Origin of the sequence: Mesorhizobium sp. WSM4884, assembly GCF_029625675.1 — a bacterium.
GTDB lineage: Bacteria > Pseudomonadota > Alphaproteobacteria > Rhizobiales > Rhizobiaceae > Mesorhizobium.
The window spans coordinates 46,340-63,133 of record NZ_JARTVO010000018.1; the positions used below are offsets into that span (position 1 = coordinate 46,340).

The 16,794-nt window shown below is 66.0% G+C and carries 18 protein-coding genes and 1 tRNA gene; 15 read left to right on the top strand and 4 right to left on the bottom strand.

The genetic code is table 11. The features are described from left to right. Positions 1 to 182: 182 nt before the first annotated feature. Together P9236_RS23905 and hrcA are read right to left on the bottom strand one after the other, a co-directional pair. Positions 183 to 380, bottom strand: coding sequence for a hypothetical protein (locus tag P9236_RS23905; protein WP_278077056.1), 198 nt, complete (start codon positions 378 to 380; stop codon positions 183 to 185). A 29-nt stretch (positions 381 to 409) separates the two neighbouring features. Beyond that, positions 410 to 1,492 carry a heat-inducible transcriptional repressor HrcA gene (gene hrcA, locus P9236_RS23910; RefSeq protein ID WP_278077057.1) on the bottom strand — a complete coding sequence of 361 codons (1,083 nt, stop codon included), beginning with the start codon at positions 1,490 to 1,492 and terminating at the stop codon, positions 410 to 412. 151 nt (positions 1,493 to 1,643) lie between these two features. Here hrcA and rph point away from each other — a divergent pair, with 151 nt between their 5' ends. The 4 genes from rph (at position 1,644) to hemW (ending at position 4,819) form a co-directional block, all read left to right on the top strand. Further along, positions 1,644 to 2,360: a ribonuclease PH gene (rph, locus tag P9236_RS23915; protein ID WP_128257831.1), complete on the top strand. Its 717-nt coding sequence runs from the start codon at positions 1,644 to 1,646 to the stop codon at positions 2,358 to 2,360. A gap of 196 nt (positions 2,361 to 2,556) precedes the next feature. Further along, entirely contained in the window at positions 2,557 to 2,967 is a 411-nt protein-coding gene (locus tag P9236_RS23920; RefSeq protein ID WP_278077058.1) for a VOC family protein, read from the top strand. Further along, positions 2,967 to 3,644 (top strand): RdgB/HAM1 family non-canonical purine NTP pyrophosphatase, encoded by a 678-nt coding sequence (rdgB, locus tag P9236_RS23925; protein WP_278077060.1) that lies wholly within the window; start codon positions 2,967 to 2,969, stop codon positions 3,642 to 3,644. Before P9236_RS23920 ends, rdgB begins: the two co-directional genes overlap by 1 nt. Next, on the top strand, positions 3,641 to 4,819 hold the full coding sequence (gene hemW, locus P9236_RS23930) for a radical SAM family heme chaperone HemW (RefSeq protein WP_278077061.1): 1,179 nt from the start codon (positions 3,641 to 3,643) through the stop codon (positions 4,817 to 4,819). Before rdgB ends, hemW begins: the two co-directional genes overlap by 4 nt. 242 nt (positions 4,820 to 5,061) lie before the next feature. Here the strand turns inward: hemW and P9236_RS23935 are convergent, their stop codons facing one another. Next, on the bottom strand, positions 5,062 to 5,250 hold the full coding sequence (locus P9236_RS23935; protein ID WP_278077062.1) for a hypothetical protein: 189 nt from the start codon (positions 5,248 to 5,250) through the stop codon (positions 5,062 to 5,064). Between the two features lie 212 nt (positions 5,251 to 5,462). On the opposite strand from P9236_RS23935, the gene rsmI reads away from it, so the two are divergent. Both rsmI and P9236_RS23945 read left to right on the top strand, forming a co-directional pair. After that, the gene (gene rsmI, locus P9236_RS23940) at positions 5,463 to 6,353 is read left to right on the top strand and encodes a 16S rRNA (cytidine(1402)-2'-O)-methyltransferase (RefSeq protein ID WP_278077063.1); all 891 of its coding nucleotides are present in this window, start codon (positions 5,463 to 5,465) and stop codon (positions 6,351 to 6,353) included. Positions 6,354 to 6,403: 50 nt separating this feature from the next. Beyond that, a complete protein-coding gene (locus P9236_RS23945; RefSeq protein WP_278077123.1) occupies positions 6,404 to 6,781 on the top strand; it encodes a YraN family protein in 378 nt (125 codons plus the stop codon). Between the two features lie 80 nt (positions 6,782 to 6,861). On the opposite strand, the gene P9236_RS23950 is transcribed toward P9236_RS23945, so the two are convergent. Next, the gene (locus P9236_RS23950; protein ID WP_278077065.1) at positions 6,862 to 7,668 is read right to left on the bottom strand and encodes an undecaprenyl-diphosphate phosphatase; all 807 of its coding nucleotides are present in this window, start codon (positions 7,666 to 7,668) and stop codon (positions 6,862 to 6,864) included. A gap of 158 nt (positions 7,669 to 7,826) precedes the next feature. Between P9236_RS23950 and P9236_RS23955 the strand changes: the two genes are divergently transcribed. The 9 genes from P9236_RS23955 (at position 7,827) to P9236_RS23995 (ending at position 16,682) form a co-directional block, all read left to right on the top strand. Further along, a complete protein-coding gene (locus tag P9236_RS23955; protein ID WP_278077066.1) occupies positions 7,827 to 8,519 on the top strand; it encodes a glutathione S-transferase family protein in 693 nt (230 codons plus the stop codon). Beyond that, positions 8,500 to 9,657 (top strand): tRNA epoxyqueuosine(34) reductase QueG, encoded by a 1,158-nt coding sequence (gene queG, locus P9236_RS23960; RefSeq protein ID WP_278077067.1) that lies wholly within the window; start codon positions 8,500 to 8,502, stop codon positions 9,655 to 9,657. Before P9236_RS23955 ends, queG begins: the two co-directional genes overlap by 20 nt. Then, the gene (locus tag P9236_RS23965) at positions 9,657 to 10,562 is read left to right on the top strand and encodes an SDR family oxidoreductase (RefSeq protein WP_278077068.1); all 906 of its coding nucleotides are present in this window, start codon (positions 9,657 to 9,659) and stop codon (positions 10,560 to 10,562) included. The genes queG and P9236_RS23965 overlap by 1 nt, the downstream gene beginning before the upstream one ends. 83 nt (positions 10,563 to 10,645) lie before the next feature. Next, a complete protein-coding gene (mepA, locus tag P9236_RS23970) occupies positions 10,646 to 11,728 on the top strand; it encodes a penicillin-insensitive murein endopeptidase (RefSeq protein WP_278077069.1) in 1,083 nt (360 codons plus the stop codon). A 136-nt stretch (positions 11,729 to 11,864) separates the two neighbouring features. Further along, positions 11,865 to 12,884, top strand: a complete 1,020-nt coding sequence (locus P9236_RS23975; RefSeq protein ID WP_278077071.1) for a glucokinase — start codon at positions 11,865 to 11,867, stop codon at positions 12,882 to 12,884. A 202-nt stretch (positions 12,885 to 13,086) separates the two neighbouring features. Then, positions 13,087 to 14,958: an ABC transporter ATP-binding protein gene (locus P9236_RS23980; protein WP_278077072.1), complete on the top strand. Its 1,872-nt coding sequence runs from the start codon at positions 13,087 to 13,089 to the stop codon at positions 14,956 to 14,958. Further along, the gene (gene dapB / locus P9236_RS23985) at positions 14,955 to 15,776 is read left to right on the top strand and encodes a 4-hydroxy-tetrahydrodipicolinate reductase (protein ID WP_278077073.1); all 822 of its coding nucleotides are present in this window, start codon (positions 14,955 to 14,957) and stop codon (positions 15,774 to 15,776) included. Before P9236_RS23980 ends, dapB begins: the two co-directional genes overlap by 4 nt. Positions 15,777 to 15,860: 84 nt before the next feature. Further along, positions 15,861 to 16,481 (top strand): 2,3-bisphosphoglycerate-dependent phosphoglycerate mutase, encoded by a 621-nt coding sequence (locus P9236_RS23990; RefSeq protein ID WP_278077074.1) that lies wholly within the window; start codon positions 15,861 to 15,863, stop codon positions 16,479 to 16,481. 116 nt (positions 16,482 to 16,597) lie between these two features. Next, positions 16,598 to 16,682, top strand: a tRNA-Leu gene (locus P9236_RS23995). Positions 16,683 to 16,794 lie beyond the last annotated feature (112 nt).

Below are 16,794 nucleotides of genomic sequence, written 5' to 3' on the forward strand. Positions count from 1 at the left end.
TGCGTCGCTTCGCTCCTTGCTCCGCCCCAGGATGACGAAGCTAAAGGCGCCCCAGCCAATCTCCAAGGCAAGCTGGCAACGCAAGCACCAGCCGACCCATCAAATTTCCGTGCCAGGAAACTAGGATCGACAGGCATTCCGAAAAGAGGGGCGGCCCGATTTCTTAGCGGTTCCAGGCCCGGTCAGCTCTCTTCGACGTCCAGATCCTCGTCGAGCCGCTTTTCCAGCGCGACCAGATCGGCCGGCAGCGGCAGGCCCATGGCGCGCATTTCCCTGAGCTTCTCGCGCAGCTGTTCCTGCACCTCGTGCTCGTCCTGCGGCTGGTTCACCATTTCCTCGAGCAGCAGGCTGATCTGGGCCTTGAACGATTCCAGCGCCATTCCACCCTCCTTGCGGCGATCCCGCTCGCCTACCTCAGCATGCGCGAAATCAATTGGGCAGTATAGTCGACCATAGGTACGATGCGGGCGTAGTTGAGCCGGGTCGGGCCAATGACGCCAAGCGCGCCGACGACGCGTGCGTCCTTGTCGCGATAGGGCGCGACCACGAGCGACGAGCCGGACAGCGAGAACAGCTTGTTCTCCGAGCCGATGAAGATGCGCACGCCCGGACCTTCCTCAGCAAGGTCGAGAAGCTGCAGCAGGCCGTCCTGCGTTTCCAGATCCTCGAACAGATGACGCAGCAGTTCGAGGTCGGCCTGGGCGGTGACGTTCTCCAGAAGATTGGCGCGGCCGCGCACGATGAGGCGCGCCGGCAGGCCGCTCTCGGCGCCGGCCCAGACCGCGAGGCCCTTCTCGACCAGATCCTGCGACAGCGTGTCGAGGGCCGCCCTCGTCTCGTCCTTGATGCGGGCGATCTCGACGCGCGCTTCGGCCAAGGTGCGGCCGCGGATATGCGCGTTGAGGAAGTTCGAGGCCTCGTGCAGCTGCGAGACGGTGATGCCGGCGGGCAGGTCGACGACGCGGTTCTCGACGTCGCCGCTCTGCGACACCAGGACGGCAAGCGCCTTGGTGGGTTCAAGCTGAATGAACTCGATGTGCTTGAGCGCCACCTCGTTCTTGGCGGCAAGCACCAGGCCGGCGCCGCGCGACATGCCGGACAGCATCTGGCTGGCCTCGGTCAGCATGTGCTCCAGCGTGGCGCCCGCGCCCGAGGCGCGCACCTGCGCTTCGATGACGCGGCGCTCCTCGTCGGACAGATCGCCGAGCTCCATGAAGGCGTCGACGAAGAAACGCAGGCCGGTCTGGGTCGGCAGACGGCCGGCCGAGACGTGCGGTGCGTAGATCAAGCCCAGATGCTCGAGGTCGCTCATCACGTTGCGGATGGTGGCCGGCGACAGCGACGACGGCAGGATGCGCGACAGGCTGCGCGAGCCGACCGGCTCGCCGTCGCGCAGATAGGAATCGACAATGCGCCTGAAGATGTCGCGCGACCGCATGTCGAGCGACTGAAGCACGGGCGGCTGCGAAGCCGGATCGACTGCCTTGTTCATTCCAGCCAGAACCTCCTGTTAAAAGATATAGACTCCCGTCTCGATGGCAACCCGGCCCCGTTTTCCTTTGCGCCCCCTTTTCCTTTGCGCGTAAGGCCGCATGCGTCTACAAGCCGCCGACGAATCCAAAAGAAGAACGGAAAGAGCCTCTATGCGCCCCTCCAAACGCCAAGCCGATGAAATGCGCGCCATCTCCTTCGAGCGCGGCGTCTCCAAGCATGCCGAAGGCTCATGCCTGGTGAAGTTCGGCGACACGCATGTGCTGTGCACGGCCAGCCTCGAGGAAAAAGTGCCGGCCTGGATGCGCAATTCCGGCAAGGGCTGGGTGACGGCCGAATACGGCATGCTGCCGCGTTCGACCGGCGAGCGCATGCGGCGCGAGGCCTCCGCCGGCAAGCAGGGCGGCCGCACGCTGGAGATCCAGCGACTGATCGGCCGGAGCCTGCGGGCGGTGGTCGACCTGCAGGCGCTGGGCGAACAGCAGATCACCGTCGACTGCGACGTCATCCAGGCCGACGGCGGCACCCGCACGGCCTCGATCACCGGCGGCTGGGTAGCGCTCTACGATTGCCTGCGCTGGATGGAGGCGCGCCAGATGGTGAGCGTCTCCAAGGTTTTGAAGGACCATGTCGCCGCGATCTCCTGCGGCATCCATGACGGCCAGCCGGTCATCGATCTCGACTATCTCGAGGATTCCTCGGCCGGCACCGACGCCAATTTCGTCATGACCGGCAAGGGCGGCATCGTCGAGATCCAGGGCACCGCCGAAGGCGAGCCTTTTTCCGAGGAGCAGTTTGCCGCGCTGATGGCGCTCGCCAAGAAGGGCATTTCGCGGCTGGTGAGTTTGCAGCAGATGGCGGTGGCGTAGGGCGCCGCAGAGAAGAACGAATGAGGTTGGCGATCCTTCACACCCCCCTCTGGCCTGCCGGCCATCTCCCCCGCAAGGGGGGAGATTGGATGTCACCTTGGGTTTCGCCAACCATCAACGTTGAGATGCCGCCGGCGGAGCTGCCAATCTCCCGCCTTGTGGGGGAGATGGCCGGCGGGCCAGAGGGGGGTGCCTCGTGAAGCCCTCTGCGATTTTGGAATCCGCGCTCTACGCTACTGATCTCAATGCCGCCGAATCCTTTTACCGCGACATCCTCGGCCTCGAGCCGGTGGGCAAGGTCGAAGGCCGCCATGTGTTCTTCCGATGCGGCAACGGCGTGCTGCTTCTTTTCAACGCCGAGGCGACCAAGATCCCGCCGGCGCCGGATGCCAGGCTGAAGGTGCCGCCGCACGGCACGGTCGGCGAGGGCCATCTCTGCTTCACCGCGAGCGCCGAAGAGATCGCGGAATGGCGCAAGCATCTGGCTGCGAAGAACATCGCCATCGAAAGCGATTTCGAATGGCCGCAGGGCGGACACTCGATCTATATCCGCGACCCTTCGGGCAATTCAATCGAGTTCGCCGAGCCAAGGATCTGGGGCCTGTGATGCATTCATTGAACGGACAAAAGATCGTCGTCGCCAGCCACAATGAAGGCAAGCTGCGCGAATTCGCCGACCTGATGGCGCCGTTCGGCTTCGAGGCGAAATCGGCCAAGGAATACGGCCTGCCGGAACCGGACGAGACCGGGACGACCTTCGAGGAGAACGCCTATATCAAGGCATACGCGGCCGCCAAGGCAACCGGCCTGCCGGCGCTGTCGGACGATTCAGGGCTATGCGTGGACGCGCTCGACGGCGCGCCCGGCGTCTACACCGCCAACTGGGCCGAGACTGCGGACGGCAGCAGGGATTTCGGCATGGCCATGCGCAGGACCGAAACGGCATTGCAGGAGGTCGGCGCGACCGAGCCGGCGCAGCGCAGCGGCCGCTTCGTCGCGGTCATCTGCCTCGCCTTCCCGGATGGCGACGCCGAATATTACCGCGGCGAGGCCGAAGGCACGCTGGTGTGGCCGCCGCGCGGCACGCTCGGCTTCGGCTACGATCCGGTGTTTCTGCCCAACGGCTTCGACAAGACGTTCGGCGAGATGAGTGCCGAGCAAAAGCATGGCTGGAAGCCGGGCCAGGCGACGGCGCTGTCGCATCGCGCCCGCGCCTTCCAGAAATTCGCGCAAGCTCGCTTGGATTTGGCCCGATTGGATTTGACAAGGCAAGGTTCGGAATGATCGGAACCGGCCAGAGCATGCCGCTCGATCGCAGCCCCGGCTTCGGGGTCTATATCCATTGGCCGTTTTGCGCGGCCAAGTGCCCTTACTGCGACTTCAACAGCCATGTCCGCCACCAGCCGGTCGACCAGGAGCGATTTGCCCGCGCCTTCGAGACGGAGTTGGCGACGATGCGCGAGCGCACCGGCGCGCGCGAGGTGACCAGCATCTTTCTTGGCGGCGGCACGCCGTCGCTGATGCAGCCGGAAACGGTCGGCGCGGTGCTGGAGGCGGTGGCGAAGAACTGGACGGTGCCCGCCGGCATCGAGGTGACGCTGGAGGCCAACCCTTCCTCGGTCGAGGCCGAGCGTTTCCGCGGCTATCGCGCGGCCGGGGTCAACCGCGTGTCGCTCGGCGTGCAGGCGCTGAACGACAAGGACCTGCGCTTCCTCGGCCGGCTGCACAATGTCGAGGAGGCGCTGCATGCGATTGGACTCGCCCGGGAAATCTTTCCGCGGCTTTCCTTCGACCTGATCTATGCGCGGCCGGGCCAGACGCCCGACGCCTGGCGGGCGGAGCTCGAGGAAGCGATCGGCCACGCCGCCGACCACCTCTCGCTCTACCAGCTGACCATCGAGGAGGGCACGCCCTTCCATGCGCTGCATGCGGCGCGCAAGTTCGTCCTGCCCGACAACGACCATGCCGCCGACCTTTATGCGCTGACGCAGGAAGTGACCGCGGCGCATGGCCTGCCGGCCTATGAGATCTCCAACCACGCGCGGCCGGGCGCCGAGAGCCGCCACAATCTGACCTACTGGCGCTACGGCGAATATGTCGGCGTCGGACCGGGCGCGCATGGCCGTTTCGTCGAGAACGGCCGCCGCACCGTGACGATCGCGGAAAGAATGCCGGAGACCTGGCTCAATCTGGTCGAGGCCAGGAGCCACGGCGTCACCGGCGGCGAGGTGCTGACGCGCGCGGAAGAGGCCGACGAGTTCCTGCTGATGGGACTGCGGCTTGCCGAAGGCATCGATCTGCAGCGCTACGAGACGTTTGCCGGGCGCGGCCTGTCGAGCGACAGGTTGTCGGTGCTGCAGGAAGAAGGTCTGGTTGCGCCGGTCGGCAATGCACGCCTGCGCGCCACGACCGCCGGCATGATCGTGCTCGATGCGGTGGTGGCGGACTTGGCGCGGTAGGCTTTTGCTGTAGGGACGACACTCATGGCGTCGGCGGGACAGCGCCCCCCTCTGGCCTGCCGGCCATCTCCCCCACAAGGGGGGAGATCAGATGTCATATCGGCTTTCGCCAATCGCCAACGTCGGAAGGACAAGCGGGGCGGCGGAGCTGCCAATCTCCCCCCTCGTGGGGGAGATGTCCGGCAGGACAGAGGGGGGCGCGAAGGAACGCTACATCAGAGGGAGAGCGTCCTACTATCCAATCACGCGTCGTGCTTCTGGCGGTGCTTGCCGCGGGTCTTTTCCGCATGCGCCTCGTCTGAACGGACCGGCTTCGTGTCAGTCTTGTCGCGGCGGGCGCCGGGCTGGGCGGCGATCGGATGTGGGGGGATGCCCTCGCGGGCGGTTTTGCTTTCAAGTCGGCTTATGAAAATGTCGAAGCGATTGGGCATCGTCCGGTCCTGCCTCCTCCCGGGAATCAGGGATTAAATCGGCCGCTGCCGGTTTCGTTCCTCACTGTGGCGAAGGCATGGCGATTTCCTTTCCTCGACTTCACGTTTTGCAACCGCGCGTGAGCCGTGCCAAACAGACTTGTTCTTGCGCAATTCCGGGCGAAAAAACCGCTACCCAGCTTTCCGGAAAACGCTCGGATGGAGGGCGATCCTTGACCGGTGACAAACGCAGCTACCTGATCGGGCAGACCGAGATGCCGGCGCGGCCACTGGCGCCGGCGCTCTATCTGGTGGCCACGCCGATCGGCAATCTCGCCGACATCACGCTGCGGGCGCTGGAGACGCTGGCCGCCGCCGATATGGTCGCCTGCGAGGACACCCGCGTCTCGCGCGTGCTGCTCGAACGCTACGGCATCCGCCGCCGCACCACGGCCTATCACGAGCACAATGCCGCCGAGGCCGGGCCGAAGCTGATCGAGGCACTGACCGCGGGGCAAAGCGTGGCGCTGATCTCGGATGCCGGCACGCCGCTGGTCTCCGATCCCGGCTACCGGCTGGTCGGCGAGGCGCTGGAGCGCGGCATCCGCGTCGTCCCGGTACCGGGGCCGTCGGCAGCGCTTGCCGCGCTGACGGCCTCCGGCCTGCCGTCCGATGCCTTCCTGTTCGCCGGTTTCCTGCCCACCAAGGCAGGCCAGCGGCTGACCAAGCTCGAAAGCCTCAGGCAGGTGCCGGCAACGTTGATCTTCTACGAGTCGGCGCGGCGGCTGGCGGAGACGCTTGGCGCGATGGTCGAGGCGCTCGGCGGCACGCGGCGAGGCGCGATCGGCCGCGAGCTGACCAAGGCATTCGAGGAAATGCGGACGGGCGCGCTCGGCGAGCTTGCCGACCACTATGCGGCGGCCGACACGCCGAAGGGCGAAATCGTCATCTGCGTCGGCCCGCCGGAGGCGGGGGAAGACCAGCCAGCCGATATCGACCGGCTGCTGTTGTCGCTGGTTGCCGAAATGCCGGCCTCCAAGGCGGCGGCGGAAGCGGCGAAGATGACCGGCGGGCAGAAGCAGGCGCTTTACCGGCGGCTGCTCGAGCTGAAGGACAGACCATGATCCCAAAAAGTGGAAGCCGGTTTTTGGATAAGATCATGGTCAAGCAAAAGATGGCTGAACGCACTGTCGGTCATCGCCGCAAGGCCTATCGGCGCGGCCATCGCGGCGAGTGGCTGGCGGCGCTGGCGCTGATGCTGAAGGGCTATCGCATTCTCGCCCGCCGCCATCGCACAAAGCTCGGCGAGATCGACCTGATCGCCCGGCGCGGCGACCTGGTGCTGTTCGTCGAGGTCAAGGCGCGACGCACGCTGATGGAAGCCATGGAGGCGATCGCCCACGCGTCGGAACGGCGCATCGAGGGCGCCGCCGACCTGTGGCTGTCGCGCCAGCCGGATTACGGCCAGCTTTCGGTGCGCTTCGACATGGTGGCGGTGCTGCCCTGGCGCTGGCCGGTACATGTCGAAAATGCGTTTTATGGAAGGAATTGAGTGGCTTTGTCAGGCTGCTTCCTGCGAAGCGTCGGCGGGACAGCGAAGGAACTCGACTGAGCAGTAGAAGGTCTGCGCTCTCACCCCCAGATCATCAGCGCCACCAGCCCAAACCCGCCGACCACCAGGCGCCACCAGCCGAACAGCGCGTAGCCTTTGCGCGAGACGTAATCGAGCAGGAAGCGGACCACGATCAGGGCGCTGACGAAGGCGGCGACGAAGCCGATAGCGATGATCGGCAGGTCGGCCGAGGTCAGCACGTTGCGGTTCTTGAAGAGGTCGAAGGCGAAAGCCCCGACCATCGTCGGCATGGCGAGGAAGAAGGAGAACTCTGCCGCCGCGCGCTTGTCGACGCCCATCAGCAGCGCGCCGACGATCGTCGAGCCCGAGCGCGAGGTGCCGGGGATGAGCGACAGGCACTGGAACAGGCCGATCTTGAGATAAAGGCTCAACGGGAAACGCTCGACGTCGTGATGGACAGGCTTTAGGTTCATGCGGTCGACGGCAAGCAGCACCACGCCGCCGATGATCAGCATGATGCAGATCAGCCGTGGCGATTCGAACAGGAAGGTCTTGATGAAGTCGTGCGCCAGCGCGCCGATGACCGCCGCCGGCAGGAAGGCGATCAGGATGCCGATGACGAAATGCCGGGTCTGCGGGTCGCTGGGCAGTTTGATCAGCATCTGCCAGAGCTTGCTGAAATAAACGCTGAGGATGGCAAGAATCGCGCCGAGCTGGATCAGGATTTCGAACGCCTTGCCGGTCGAATGGAAACCGAGAAAATGGCCGGCGAGCAGGATATGGCCGGTCGAGGAGACGGGGATGAATTCGGTCAGGCCCTCCAGCAGCCCAAGCAGCAGCGCTTCGACGATGGTCTGACTTTCCATGGCAACCTCAGATTTCGGGATAGCTGAAGACAACGGCTTGCTTGTCACGGCGCGGAAGTCCCCCTATAGGTCGCAACACCGTGACGGCCGCATGACGGGCCGCCAAGACTTACCGGCGCAGGGGGCGATTCGCCAGTGCGCCCTATCATCGCGGAACCATGCTGACGCTTTTCCACCATCCGATGTTCGCCACCTGCCGGTTCGTGCGCCTCGCCTTCGGCGAGTATGGCGAGGAGCTGGCGCTGATCGAGGAAAAGCCCTGGACGCGGCGCAAGGAGTTTCTGGCGCTCAACCCGGCCGGCACGCTGCCGATCCTGCTTGCCGAAGGCGATGTGCCGATCGTCGGCGCCATGGTGATCGCCGAATATCTCGACGAGACGCGTGGGGTGCTGAAGCGCGACAAGCGGCTGTTCGCCGAGGATCCGATGCAGCGTGCCGAAATCCGCCGGCTGACCGACTGGTATCTCAGCAAGGCCGAAAGCGAGGTCACCCGCCATCTGGTGCGCGAGCGCGTGCTGAAGCCGGTCATGCCGGAGACGGCGGGCGGCGGCTCGCCCGATTCGGCGGCGATCCGCGCCGCGCGCGCCAATATCCGCCAGCATATGAAATACACCAACTGGCTGGCCGGCACGCGCCACTGGCTCGCCGGCAACAAGGTGACCTATGCCGACCTCGCTGCGGCGGCGACGCTTTCGGTGCTCGACTATCTCGGCGAGATCGACTGGCGCGAGCACTCGGCGGCGCGCGAATGGTATACACGCGTGAAATCACGGCCGTCGTTCCGGCCGCTGCTCACCGACCGGGTGCGCGGCCTGTCGCCGGTATCGCATTATGCGGACCTCGACTTCTGACAAGAAGAAGCTGCGCGCGCTGATCGACGCGGAAGCACGCCGCGCCGGCTTCGAGGCGATCGCGGTGACCAGGCCGGACGCGATCCCGCTGGCGCCGGCGCGACTGGCCGAATTCGTCGCCGACGGCTTTCACGGCTCGATGGAGTGGATCGCAGAGACGGTTCTGCGCCGGTCCGAGCCTTCGACGCTGTGGCCGGAGGTGCGCTCGATCATCGTTCTGGCGATGAATTACGGGCCGGACCGCGACCCGTGCAATATTCTCCAAAAACGCGATCGCGGCGCGATCTCGGTCTACGCGCAAAACCGCGACTATCACGACGTGATGAAGGGCCGGCTGAAGGAGATCGCCGGCAAGATCGTCGCGCGGGCGGGTGGCGACGTCAAAGTCTTCGTCGACACGGCCCCGGTGATGGAAAAGCCGCTGGCGGAAGCCGCCGGGCTCGGCTGGCAGGGCAAGCACACCAATCTGGTGAGCCGCGCGCATGGCTCGTGGCTGTTCCTCGGCACCATCTTCACGACGGCCGAGCTCGAGCCGGACACAGCGGAGATCGACCATTGCGGCTCCTGCCGCGCCTGTCTCGACGTCTGCCCGACCGATGCCTTCCCGGCGCCTTACCGGCTCGATGCGCGGCGCTGCATCTCCTACCTCACAATCGAGAACAAGGGGCCGATCCCACGCGAATTTCGCGAAAAGATCGGCAACCGCATCTATGGCTGCGACGATTGCCTGGCCGCCTGTCCGTGGAACAAATTCGCCAGCGTCGCCTCGGAGGCCAAGCTTGCCGCGCGCGAGGACCTGCGCGAACCGAAGCTTTCGGAACTGCTCGCGCTCGACGATGCGGCGTTCCGGTCCTTCTTCTCGGGCTCGCCGATCAAGCGCATCGGCCGCGACCGTTTCATCCGCAACGTGCTGATCGCCGCCGGCAACTCCGGCGATGCGGCGCTGGCGCCCGTCGTGCGCGGCCTGATCCATGATGACTCCCCGCTGGTGCGGGGTGCGGCAGTATGGGCGCTATCGCGCCTGGCGCCGCGGCGCGATTTTGCGGAGCTCGCCGCGTCGGCCCTAGAGACCGAAGACGACAGCGCGGTGCGCGACGAATGGCTTTCGGCGCTGCCGGATCATGCAGAGGATTCCTGATGGGTGAAAAACGGTTCTTCATCTTCGGCGCCGGCTATTCCGGCAAGGCCTTCGCCCGGGCCAACAGCCAGAACGCGCCGATCCTGGGCACGACCCGCTCGCCGGGAAAATTCGAGGCGTTGAAGCAAGCAGGCATCGAGCCGCTTCATTTCGACGGATCGCTGACCCCCGAGATCGGCGATGCCCTTCGGCAAACGACGCATCTCATCGTCTCGGTCGCCCCGGACGAAGCTGGCGATGCTGTGCTCAACGCCGCCGGCGAGGCGATCCGGACAAAGATGCCGGCGCTCGAATGGATCGGCTACCTTTCCACTGTCGGCGTCTATGGCGACCATGGCGGGGCCTGGGTGGATGAGGGCGCCGACTGCAAACCAGTGTCGAAGCGCTCGACGATGCGGGTGGCGGCCGAACAGGACTGGCTGACGCTCGGTCGGGAGATCGAAAAACCGGTGGCGATCCTGCGGCTGTCCGGCATTTACGGGCCGGGCCGCAACGCGCTGGTCAATCTCGAGGACGGCACCGCAAGGCGGCTGGTCAAGCCCGGCCAGGTGTTCAACCGCATCCATTGCGACGACATCGCCGGCGCGCTCTGGCATCTGGCGCAACGCAATCTCGGCGGCATCTTCAATGTCACCGACGACGAGCCGGCGCCGCCGCAGGACGTCGTCGCCTATGCGGCCGGGCTGATGGGTGTCGAGCCGCCGCCGGAAATTCCTTTCGAGACCGCCCAACTTTCGCCCATGGCGCGTTCCTTTTATGGCGAGAACAAGCGCGTCGCCAACAAGGCGATCAAGGCGGCCGGCTACAGCTTCCGCTTGCCGAACTACCGGGTGGCGCTGGAGCGGATGTGGGCCGACGGCAACTGGCGGGACGGAGAGCCGCGCAGCCCGATGAACCGCTCGTGATCGAAGCGGCGCGCATGGCATGTTATGATTCGCGCCTAAAGCGCCCGAGATTGCGTCGCGCCACTGGAGAGGGACCCGACCTGATGACGTTGCGATCGCTGCCCGACAGGAAGCCGTTCCTGACCGCCGCGCTTGCGCTCATGGCTTTGGCCGCGCTGGCGGCGGCCGCGATTTCGGCAGAACCGCGTGCAAAAGACCTGTTCGGCGCCAAGAAGCTGCCGGCGGTAGCACCCGCGCAATCCTTCGGCTTCTACTCCAAAGGCTGCTTTACCGGCGGCGTCGCCCTGCCGATGGACGGACCGAGTTGGGAAGTGATGCGCCCGTCGCGCAATCGTCGCTGGGGTCATCCGGCGATGATCGCGCTGATCGAAAAGCTCGCGCGCGACGCCCATGCGGACGGCTGGCCGGGGCTTTTGATCGGCGACGTCTCGCAGCCGCGCGGCGGGCCGATGATGACCGGCCACGCCTCGCACCAGATCGGCCTCGACGCCGACATCTGGCTGACGCCGATGCCGAGGCGCCCGTTGACGTTTGCCGAGCGCGAGAACATGAGCGCCACGCTGATGGTCGACGAGAAGACGCATCTGGTGAAGGACGCGCTGTGGACGCCGGCGCATACGCGACTGCTCAAGCGCGCGGCGAGCTACCCGGAAGTCGAGCGCATCCTGGTCAATCCGGGCATCAAAAAGAAACTTTGCGATACGGTCACCGGCGACCGATCCTGGCTGCGCAAGGTCCGCCCGTTCTGGGGCCATGACTATCATTTCCACATGCGCATCGGCTGCCAGCCTGGCTCGCCCGGCTGCAAGGCACAGGAGGCGACGCCCGACGACGACGGCTGCGGCAAGCCGCTGGCCTGGTGGTTCACCGAGGAGCCCTGGCGCCCGAACAAGAACCCGGATGCGCCGAAGGCCCGCGACCTGATGACCATGGCCAATTTGCCGAAAGAGTGCCAGGCGGTGCTTGCAGCGCCGGACGCGCCCTCGCTCGCGGCCGTCACTTATCAGGGCGGCGGCGCGGCGGCGGTCGCGGCGGCCAAGCCGGAACCGACCGTGCCGGCCGAGACGATCTCCAGCGGCGCGGCGACGCTGCCGGCCCAGGCCAGCGCCTTCGCTCCCACACCTTCGATCGGCATCCCGCTGCCGCGGCCGAGGCCGGGGAACTGAGGCCAGCCTGTACAAATTCTTCCCTCGAGGGGGAGATGGCCGCGAAGCGGTCAGAGCCGCTTTCCCTTTGCCAGCCCATGCGCTAGTTCAACAAACAGACAAACGGCGGTTGGCCGGAACGGGGCGAACAAAGAGCATGGTTGGCGAAGACGATACAGCGTTGCGGTTTCCGGTCCTGATCGGCGACATCGGCGGCACCAATGCGCGTTTCTCGATCGTGCTCGACGCCAATTCGGAAGCGACCGAGCCGCAGATCGTCCAGACCGCCAATTTCAAGACCATCGACGACGCGATCCAGGCGGCGGTGCTCAACCGCTCGTCGATCCAGCCGAATTCTGCGGTGCTGGCTGTCGCCGGCCCCGTCGACGGCGACGAGATCCGGCTCACCAACTGCCCCTGGGTGGTCAAACCGCACCAGATGTTTGCCAATCTGGGCTTAAGCGAGATCGTGGTGCTCAACGATTTCGAGGCACAGGCGCTGGCCGTGGTGGCGCTCGGCGAAGAGCATATGGAGAAGATCGGCGGCGGCACGCCGGAACCCAGTGCCGGCCGGGTCGTGCTCGGCCCAGGAACCGGGCTCGGCGTCGCCGGGCTGATCTACGCGCTTCGCCATTGGATACCGGTCCCGGGTGAGGGCGGGCATATGGATATCGGCCCGCGCACGCCGCGCGATTTCGAGGTTTTTCCGCATATCGAGAAGCTCGAGGGCCGCATCTCCGGCGAGCAGATCCTGTGCGGCCGCGGGCTGGTCAACGTCTATCGCGCCGTGGCCAAGGCCGACGCAAAGCCGGCGCCCTTCACCACGCCGGCCGAGGTCACCGCGGCGGCGCTCGCCAAATCCGATCCGGTGGCGGAAGAGGCGCTGTCGCTGTTCGTCACCTGCCTCGGCCGCACCGCGGGTGATCTGGCGCTGGTGTTCATGAGCCGCGGCGGCGTTTTTCTCACCGGCGGCATCGCGCAGAAGATCGTGCCGGCGCTGAAAGCCGGCAATTTCCGCGCCGCTTTCGAGGACAAGGCGCCGCACAGCGCGCTGATGCGCGCGATGCCGGTCTATGTCATCACCCATCCGCTGGCGGCGCTGCTTGGTCTCGCCGCCTATGCCAGGACCCCGTCGCTGTTCGGCGTCCAGACGGCGGGGCGGCACTGGCGGACGTGAGGCTGGCCGAGGTCCAGCTCAGGGCGGAGTTTCGTCCGGGACCTGTCTGAAAGGCCTGTGCCAAGCACCCCCCTCCAAAATCATCCTCCGCCGCTTCCGCGACGCCGCGACGAAGTTTTGCCATAGGCAAGCCGTAGCCGGGGCGCTAAGAGGGGGCCGAAAAAGCTGCCCCGTCCTGTGAGAACCACGAAGCGCTCCCGATTTGACACTTCAAACCCCAAACAAGCAAAAGGCCCGGCCCGGCGAGGTCAATGCGGTGCTCCGCCGTATTCTCGCCGAGAACGGCCGTGACCATCGCTGGTCCTATGTCGTCGTCATCGCCTGCTCGCTGCTGGTCTCGGCCACGACGGCGTTCTCGGCCTGGGTCATGGCGCCGATGGTCAACCAGATATTCTACGAGCGGCGTGGCGACGCGATCGTGTGGATTTGCGCAGGCTTCATGGGAGCCTTCGTGCTGCGCGGCTTCGCCGGCTACGGCCAGGCAGTGGCGCTGGCCAAGATCGGCAACAATCTGGTGGCGCGCTACCAGAAGCGCATCTTCGACCACCTGATGAAGCTCGGCGTCGGCTTCTTCAACGACACGCGTTCGGGCCGACTGGCGGCGCAGGTCAACGAGAATGTCGGCGGCATTCGCGACCTGCTGTCGCTGACCCTGACGTCGATCACCCGCGACGCGGTCACGCTGGTCGGCCTCGTCGGCCTCATGATCTACCAGGACCCGGTGTTGTCGCTGAGTTCGCTGCTGATCGGGCCGCCGCTGATCTGGGCCGTGGTCTACATCACCCGTCGCGTGCGGCAAATCAACCGTGAATCCGTACTGATCAATTCCCGGCTGATCGGCGCCATCCAGGAGGCCACGCAAGGCATCGCCATCGTCAAGGCCTTCACCATGGAGGGAGAGCTGGCGCGGCGCATCGACCACATGGCGGACACGGCGGAGCAACGCAGCAACAAGATCGCCCGCGTCTCGGAGCGGCTGTCGCCCATCTCCGACATGCTGGCCGGTCTCGCCGTCACCGCCGTCATCGCCTATTCCGGCTATCGCGCGCTGGTTCTCGGCCAGCCGCCTGGCGCGGTCTTCTCCTTCATCACCGCGCTGATCCTCGCCTACGATCCGGCAAGGCGACTGGCGCGCATGCAGGTCGGCATGGAGCGGGCCCTGGTCAACGCCCGCATGATCTACGAGCTGCTCGACCTCGAGCCGCAGCAGGAGGACGCGCCCGACGCCGTCGAGGCGAAAATCACCAGCGGCGAGGTGCGCTTCAATAACGTCTCGTTCGGCTATTCCGCCGACATGCCGGTGCTCAGGAACCTGAGCTTCACCGCCGGCGCCGGCAAGGTCACGGCGATCGTCGGCGCGTCCGGCGCCGGCAAGTCGACGCTGGTGGCGCTCTTGCAGCGCTTCTACGACGTCGACCAAGGCAGCATCGTGGTCGACGGCCAGGACATCGCCAAGGTGACCAAGCAGTCGCTGCGCGGCTCGATCGCCTATGTCTCGCAGGCGCCCTATCTCTTCGAAGGCACGATCCGCGACAACATCCGCTACGGCCGGCTCTCCGCCAGCGACGCCGAGATCGAGCTGGCGGCGAAACAGGCGGCCGCCGACGAGTTCATCAGCCAGCAGCCTCAGGGCTACGACACGCCGGTCGGCGAGAACGGCGTGACGCTGTCGGGCGGCCAGCGCCAGCGCGTCTCGATCGCCCGCGCCATCGTGCGCCAGGCGCCGATCCTGCTGCTCGACGAGGCGACTTCGGCGCTCGACAACGAGGCGGAAGCGCGCGTCCAGGAGGCGCTGACCCATGTCATGGAAGGGCGCACCACCATCGTCATCGCGCACCGCCTGTCGACGGTGGTCAATGCCGACCACATCATCGTGCTGGAAGAGGGCCGGCTGGTCGAGGAAGGCACGCATGCCTCGCTGATGGCCGACCCGCACAGCGTCTATGCCCGTTTCCACCGGGTCCAGGGCAACAAGGGGCTGGGGCTTGTCGATGACGCCAAGGCAAGCCAGACTTCGGGCCAAACTCCGTTGCCGCGCAGCCGCGCGAAGAAGGTCGTCGGGAGAAACGCATGAGCGAAACGGGCGATATGGGCCTGGTGGTGGTGGGCGCCGCCGGCCGGATGGGCCAGACGCTGATCCGCGCCATCCATTCCATGCCCGGCGCGCGTGTCGCCGGAGCGGTCGAACGGCCGGGCTCGCCCTATCTCGGCAAGGATGCCGGTGAGCTTGCCGGCATCGGCATCATCAACGTGCCGATTGCCGACGACCCGCTGCCGGCCTTCGCCAAGGCCGACGGCGTTCTGGACTTCACGGCGCCGGCCGCTAGCGTCGAATTCGCCGGCTACGCCGCGCAGGCGCGCATCGTCCATGTCATCGGCACCACCGGCTGCTCGGCGGACGACGACGCGAAGATCGCGGCGGCGGCGCGCCACGCGACGATCGTCAAGTCCGGCAATATGAGCCTCGGCGTCAATCTTCTGGCAGTGCTGGTGGAGCAGGCGGCCCGCGCGCTCGAGCCGCAGGATTTCGACATCGAGATCCTGGAGATGCACCACAAGCACAAGGTCGACGCGCCGTCCGGCACGGCGCTGCTGCTCGGCGAGGCGGCGGCGAAGGGCAGGGGGATCGCGCTCGAGGACAACAGCGTGCGGGCGCGCGACGGCCATACCGGCGTGCGCAAGGCCGGCACGATCGGCTTCGCCACCTTACGCGGCGGCTCGGTGGTCGGCGAGCACAGCGTGATCATTGCCGGCACCGGCGAGCGCATCACGCTCTCCCACCAGGCCGAGGACCGGGCGATCTTCGCCCGCGGCGCCGTAAAAGCGGCGCTTTGGGCCCGCGCGAAGAAACCCGCGCTCTATTCCATGCGGGACGTGCTCGGCCTGAGCTGAGGCATCCTGTCGTATTTCGTTCTCGCGCAATTCCGGACGGCTGCACAGTTTTCCCGGAATTGCTCAAACCCTAGAGGAGCAAACATGTCGGGAACTCTCGTGCTCGTGCGCCACGGCCAGAGCGAATGGAACCTGAAGAACCTGTTCACCGGCTGGCGCGACGTGGGTCTGACCGAGCAGGGCAATGCGGAAGCGCTCGCCGCGGGCGAGAAGCTGAAGGCGCGCGGCCTGAAGTTCGACATCGCCTACACCTCGGCGCTGAAGCGGGCGCAGAAGACCTGCCAGATCATCCTCGACGTGGTCGGCCAGGGCGATCTGAAGACCATCCGCGACCAGGCGCTCAACGAACGCGACTATGGCGACCTTTCCGGCCTCAACAAGGACGACGCGCGCAAGAAATGGGGCGAGGAGCAGGTGCATATCTGGCGCCGCTCCTATGACGTCGCGCCGCCCGGCGGCGAGAGCCTGAAGGACACCGGCGCGCGCGTATGGCCCTACTACCTGCACGACGTGCAGCCGCATGTGCTGCGCGGCGAAACGGTGCTGGTCGCAGCCCACGGCAATTCGCTGCGCGCGCTGATCATGGCGCTGGACGGCAAGAGCGGCGAGGAAATCGTCAAGCTCGAGCTCGGCACCGGCGTGCCGGTGATCTACAAGCTCAACGCCGATTCGACGGTGGCCTCGAAGGAAGTGCTGGAGGGGTGAGGCGTTGCAAGAAGGGCGCCGGCGCCGCGGCCAGGGGGCAATGAGGGGCAGCGCCAACGCTGGTGAAAAAAGCGCGTTGACACATATCGTTTGCCCGCTTACATGAGCGCCCACCAGCCCAGATGGCGGAATTGGTAGACGCGCACGGTTCAGGTCCGTGTTCCGCAAGGAGTGGAGGTTCGAGTCCTCTTCTGGGCACCATCCTTCGCTCTTCGAGCTTCGGATGGCAGGCTATCCCGGAGTTCCAAGAGCGAAGGGGGGCCGCCGGCACCGTCTGCAGCCAACCTCCTCTTCCGACCAGTCCCCGAACAAA